The sequence below is a fragment of the Microcoleus sp. Pol12B4 genome (assembly GCF_036701385.1).
Taxonomy (GTDB): Bacteria; Cyanobacteriota; Cyanobacteriia; order Cyanobacteriales; family Microcoleaceae; genus Microcoleus.
On sequence record NZ_JAUBQR010000315.1, the window covers coordinates 1 to 5780 of the forward strand.

Genomic DNA, 5780 nt, shown 5'->3' on the forward strand with positions numbered 1-5780 from the left:
GTCGCTGCGGTTGATCGTCCCCACTTTGGGACGTTTCAATTTAAACCGCGACTAGGAATTTTTCGCACAAATTTACCTATCGAGAAACCAGAAAAGCCCACACATTGCTAAAAACTTCAAGCACATCACACAAAACCTGAGAGTGGTTGAAACAAATTTTAATCCAAAACATAGCCCAAACCTGCTATGTGTTCTGCCAATATGTCACCATTATCTTGCAGCCGACTGGCAAATCGATCGGATATAGCTGTTCTAAAAACTGACCAGGCAGAGCGTAAATGTGTTTAAATGTTTGTTAGCTATGGCGTCGGAGTGCTACTACTGTTAGGAGAATCGAGCATTTTCCCAGAACCAAAGCTACTATTTCACTCTGTAAATTTTTTACGTTTTAACAGAATCGAGCATTTTCCCAGAACCAAAGCTACTATTTCACTCTGTAAATTTTTTAGTTTAAGAAATATAAATAAATTTCACATTTTAATACAACAAACTCGACTAGGTGGTGTTTTGGGACTAATATCCTGAGAATCGAAATAGCTAAAGATTGCCCACCCACATAACAATTTCAAGCCAAAAATTAGCAGGGATCGCCTGACTCGATACAAAAACAGGAATTGGCAATCAGTAACCGATTACCAATGACAGCTCGCTATCAAATTTCCGATTCAAAGAGAGAATGTAAATATGAAACGTCTGATCGTTTGCTGTGATGGAACTTGGAACAAACTAGATAGTATTTGTCCAACTAATGTGCTTAAGCTTGCCCAGGCAGTGACACGAACAGCCAGTGACGGGGTTCCGCAGATCGTGTTTTATGACGAGGGAATTGGAGTCGAAAGTAACAAGATTGTGGGCGGAGTCACTGGGCTGGGAATCGATAAAAATATACAAGATGCCTATCGCTTTCTTTCTCTCAACTACGATCGTGGTGACGAAATCTATCTATTCGGGTTCAGTCGCGGTGCTTACACAGTCAGGAGTCTAGCGGGGATGATCTATTGTTCCGGTCTCCTATCCCGCCGTTATATTACCAAGGCATCAGAAGCTTACGAGCTTTACCGTGACCGAGGCCTTAAACCAAATGATGACAAAGCAAAGAGTTTCCGCAAAGATTACGGCAAAGATAACGGCGATCGCGTCCCGATTACCTTGCTTGGTTGTTTCGACACCGTTGGATCCCTTGGTATTCCTCTTGTACCCGTCTTGAAGAAGTATGAGGAACCGCTCAAAAAAAGGTACAAATTCCACGACACTACTTTAAATAAGGATATTGAGAGGGCGTTGCACGCCGTGGCGATCGACGAAATTCGCGAAGTCTTTGATGTTACCTTGATGAAGAAAAATCCTGATTCCCCGAAGCAGAAGCTTCGTCAAGTTTGGTTTCCAGGCGAGCATGGCTGCATCGGCGGTGGTACACCAGAATACCGCGGGTTATCAGATGCTGTCTTGAAGTGGATGTTGGATCAAATCAGTGACTTTGAATTGAAGCTTGAATTCCACCCAGATGCCATTAAGGATATCCAGCCTAATTATAAGATTCCATTTCAAAATAATCCTGGGTTCTTCAAATTGGCAGGAATCAAGTGGCGCGAGGTGGGGGAGACCATTGAGGATATTCATGAAAGCGCGATCGAGCGTTTTCAAAGCGTAGACATCCAGTACCGCCCCAAGAATCTAGAAGCGCTTTTATCTAATAAACAATTAAAATCAATTGAAGAGGAGAGAGAACACTCTATTAAGATCCCGGAATTGAGCCATGGCAATCAATCAAATCTACAAGAACCAAAAGGCAAAACCATATCCCATCTACAAGCACCAAAGGGAAAAACCATTATCTCTTCAAAAAGAGACACATCAAGAGACGGATTTAAAAATAAGGTCGAGACTTTCCTTTTAACTAACTTAAAACCGTTTTGGAGCTTCATTCAAAGCAACGAGGGGCTGAGCAAAAAAGTCAACAAAACTCTGATTAACAATGCCATTCTAAAAATTCCAACTCGCCCCTATCCGTTTAGTGCCATGTCTCCCTACACCTCTTGGGATTCATTAAACGATCGCACTTATTCGGGACTCCAACTACCGCCTACGGATTGGAAGCCCTTAACGAACAAAAACTACATAGGTGTTAACTTAGCACCGACAGAGAAGTTTGAAAACAATCTTCCAGATGTCAAGGAACTGGAGGTCTTGTATCGCAAAAGAGGAGAGACTAAATACTCTCCTAAATCCTCTCTGATTTTCCCCTATTTCGTGCAATGGTTTACCGACAGTTTCCTGCGGACAGATCGGCTAGATCCGCGCAGAAATAGTTCCAACCACCAAATAGATCTGTGTAACGTCTATGGGTTGAACGCAAATATTACTCGCCTGCTGAGGTCTCATCAAGGAGGAAAGCTAAAAAGCCAAATTATTAATGGCGAAGAATATCCTCCTTTTTACTATGATGAGAACGGACAGCCTAAAGAAGAATTCAACGGAATTCCTCATCTAATAGTCGGTGACCATGAAGAAAAAGCGGACAAAATCCCCTATGAAAAAAGACAAAAATTATTTGTAATGGGGATAGAGTTAGAGCGTGTCAATGTGCAAGTGGGCTATGTAATGCTCAACGTTCTTAGCTTAAGAGAACATAATCGCGTGTGCGACCTCTTGGCAAAGAACTATCCAACTTGGGATGATGAACGCCTTTTCCAAACCGCCAGAAATATCGTGATGGCAGAGTTTCTGAAAATTGTGCTAGAGGATTATATCAACCACATTACTCCCTATAACTTCCAATTCTTCACAGATCCCCCAGCATTTAATCATGAAAAATGGTATCGCACCAATTGGATGTCGGTAGAATTTACTTTAGTTTATCGTTGGCATAGTATGCTGCCCGATAAGCTCATCCATGACGGCAAAGAAATTTCTATGCCGGAGACGATGTGGAACAATGATATGATTATCAACAAGGGTTTGGGAGCTATGTTTGAAGAAACTTGTTCCCAACCCGCAGCGCAATTGAGTTTATTCAATACGCCTGAGTTCCTGATTCCAACGGAGACAGCCAGCATTCGTACAGGTCGTGCGGCGAAATTAAGAAGCTACAACGATTACCGCGAACTGTGTAAGTATCCACGGGTTACAGATTTCGCTCAAATTACTAGCAATGAAGATGTCCAAAAAGAATTGAAACGATTGTACGGTCACGTAGACAACATTGAGTTGTATGTGGGACTCTACGCCGAAGATCTGCGGGAAAATTCAGCTTTACCTCCTTTAGTAGGACGACTGATAGGAATTGATGCCTTTTCTCAAGCTTTCACCAATCCTCTATTAGCAGAAAATGTCTTTAATCCAGAAACTTTTTCCCCTGTAGGTTGGGAAGAGATTATGAATACCAAGACCCTCTCCCAGATGCTAAACCGTAATGTTCCTCGCGGTAAAGAGTACAAAGTTTCTTTTTATAATGAGGGTTGGAAACCATCTAAATGATCTGACATAACACGACGGGAGTGGGTTTACAACTTGTGAAGTGTACGCCTTTCTTTAAAATTTATAACTCCTGTTCAATAAGAGCCGACAGTCGCAGCGGTGAGTTGTTCGCGGTTTATCTGAGTACCCAATTAACGGCGAACAACTTACACCTGATTTCCCTCGACATCCGGTTAAAAATCAGGTGAATTTCAAGGGAAAAATGCCAACCATTATAGCCACAATCAGCTTGGAAAAGGTTATTTATGAGCAAGAAGTTATTTACCGAATATCCCGAACAGGACGAACGCAAATACTACGATCTTTTGGTGGAGCAAGCCAAGCTTCGGATGGATAATCTTTACGGGAACAAGGAGCGGGCGCTGCGAGATACTCACGCCAAAACTCATGCCTGCGTTAAAGGAACTCTGGAAATTTTTGACTTTGATCAGGAAGCGATTAAACGGGAATTGGGCAAACGCGCTTCGTTAAGTTCTTCGCAACTCAATGCGATTTCCCTTAAGCAAGGTTTGCTAGCAAAACCCAAACAATATCCTGTTTGGTTGCGATTTGCTAACGGGGCTACCAAAGTATTCAATGATTACGCTAAAGATTCGCGCTCAATTTCAGTGAAAGTTATGGGGGTCGAAGGGGAACGACTCGCGCAAAGCCACGAGTCAAAAACCCAGGACATCATTGTTCACAATTCAGAGATATTTGTGAGCCAAACCATCAAAGACTACTACGGCTTTTTTTCTGCTCTGGTTGAATCACCAGAGACATTAAAAAAGTGGCTAATGCGACATCCCAGACACTTTCTAGCGGTGTCAACGCTTACGGGTAGCCGGACTCCGAAGAGTTTGCTAACAGCCAAATATTGGAGCGGTTCACCCTCTGCTTTGGGTCTCCATCCCGATTTCGATCCCTCCCAGCCTGGTCTAGTTCCTGTGGAATACCCTGCTGTAATTAAGTATGGGTTTACTCCGGTTTCATGCAAACCACCGCACGACATAATTCCAGAACAATCTCGACCGGGAATCCCTAAAATTCCCTTTGTCGATCGCGCTAAAGCGTTGGGTTTAGATCCCAATAAACCAGACAATTATTACCGGGATGACCTAATTCAAGCCCTGGCGAAACCTGATGCCCAATACTGTTGGGATTTTGGCATTCAGTTCCAAACCAGCCTAAAAATGCCGATCGACGATGGCATCAATGTCTGGAATGAAAAGGAATCACCCTTCTTGAGAGTAGGTCGTCTCACCGTGAAGCATCAGATTATTGATTATGAAAAACAATCTGATTTCAACGAAAACCTGAGATATTCTCCCTGGAACGGCTTAGCAGTTCATCGTCCAGTAGGCGCGATCAATCGGATACGCGGTGTTGTCTACCCGGTTGTAGCGGAGTATCGCCTTAAAAAGCGAGGTCTTGTCCACCAAGAACCAACCGGAGAAGAAACATTTTAAGGGAATAATTTGAGGCTGGGACATCATTTAATGCCATCAACCAGGTGTCGTCTGAGCCAATGGCAATTCAAGCAAGTTAACAAGCGAAACCTTCAAAAAATCCCATCCCTTTTGAGGGGGTGGGAGTGTTGAAAATTATTAATTTTGAGTCCTCAGTCCTCAGTCCTCAGTTTTGTGTCAGTAGAAATTGATTAATCCCCGTAGGGACACGGCATTGCCGTGTCCCTACACTTCATAAACCTGGAACACGCTATAATTCATGAGTAAAACAACTTTTTGCGTAAGTTTTTATGTTATAAAATTGATAATTAGAGCCACACTTTTTTGATTGGTATTAATAGGACTAAAATTGTCACTACAAACCCATTTTATTGTAGAACATCATGCAATAAACATCTGTAGTTTGGCAGATAATCCCCAATATTGTGGTGAAAAATCGGGCAAACAGTGCGCTCGCCCGCTGCTTTTAGTTTAGGTTGGAAAGCTCATCAAAGCAGCATCAGTCTCAATACTGTTAGTATAGGCTTCGATTTGCGAATATTTACTGTCATTTATCACTGATTATATTTAAATTTGCCTATCCCGACAATTAAATTTATATTTCGCAACATTTACGGGTTGTTTTCTCGATACAGCTAATGCTTTTATTAGCAACTAAAAATTGACGGTTTTACCGAATCTTTAAGATAGAGCGGGAACAGCGAGTCTTTTTTAAATTTTTGATAAAGAACGGGGTACTCGGCGTCAAAAGGATAAAAATTTTAGGTATAAACTAAAAAACTTAGTTAGGATTAATTTGATAATTATCAAAAAAAATCTTTGTATATTATATGATAAAAAGTAAGGATTAATAGT

The 5780-nt window shown here is 41.9% G+C and carries 2 protein-coding genes; both read left to right on the forward strand.

The window, feature by feature from the left end; translation table 11 throughout:
- The first annotated feature begins 684 nt into the window (after window positions 1-684).
- Window positions 685-3477, forward strand: a complete 2793-nt coding sequence (locus QUA38_RS27070) for a phospholipase effector Tle1 domain-containing protein (RefSeq protein ID WP_333167350.1) — start codon at window positions 685-687, stop codon at window positions 3475-3477.
- Between the two features lie 245 nt (window positions 3478-3722).
- Window positions 3723-4925: a catalase gene (locus tag QUA38_RS27075; RefSeq protein ID WP_333167352.1), complete on the forward strand. Its 1203-nt coding sequence runs from the start codon at window positions 3723-3725 to the stop codon at window positions 4923-4925.
- Window positions 4926-5780 lie beyond the last annotated feature (855 nt).

Bases quoted from the DNA above. Each gene is read 5' to 3' on its own strand.
- QUA38_RS27075 (WP_333167352.1), top strand. From the start codon at position 3,723: ATGAGCAAGAAGTTATTTACCGAATATCCCGAACAGGACGAACGCAAA.
- QUA38_RS27070 (WP_333167350.1), top strand. From the start codon at position 685: ATGAAACGTCTGATCGTTTGCTGTGATGGAACTTGGAACAAACTAGAT.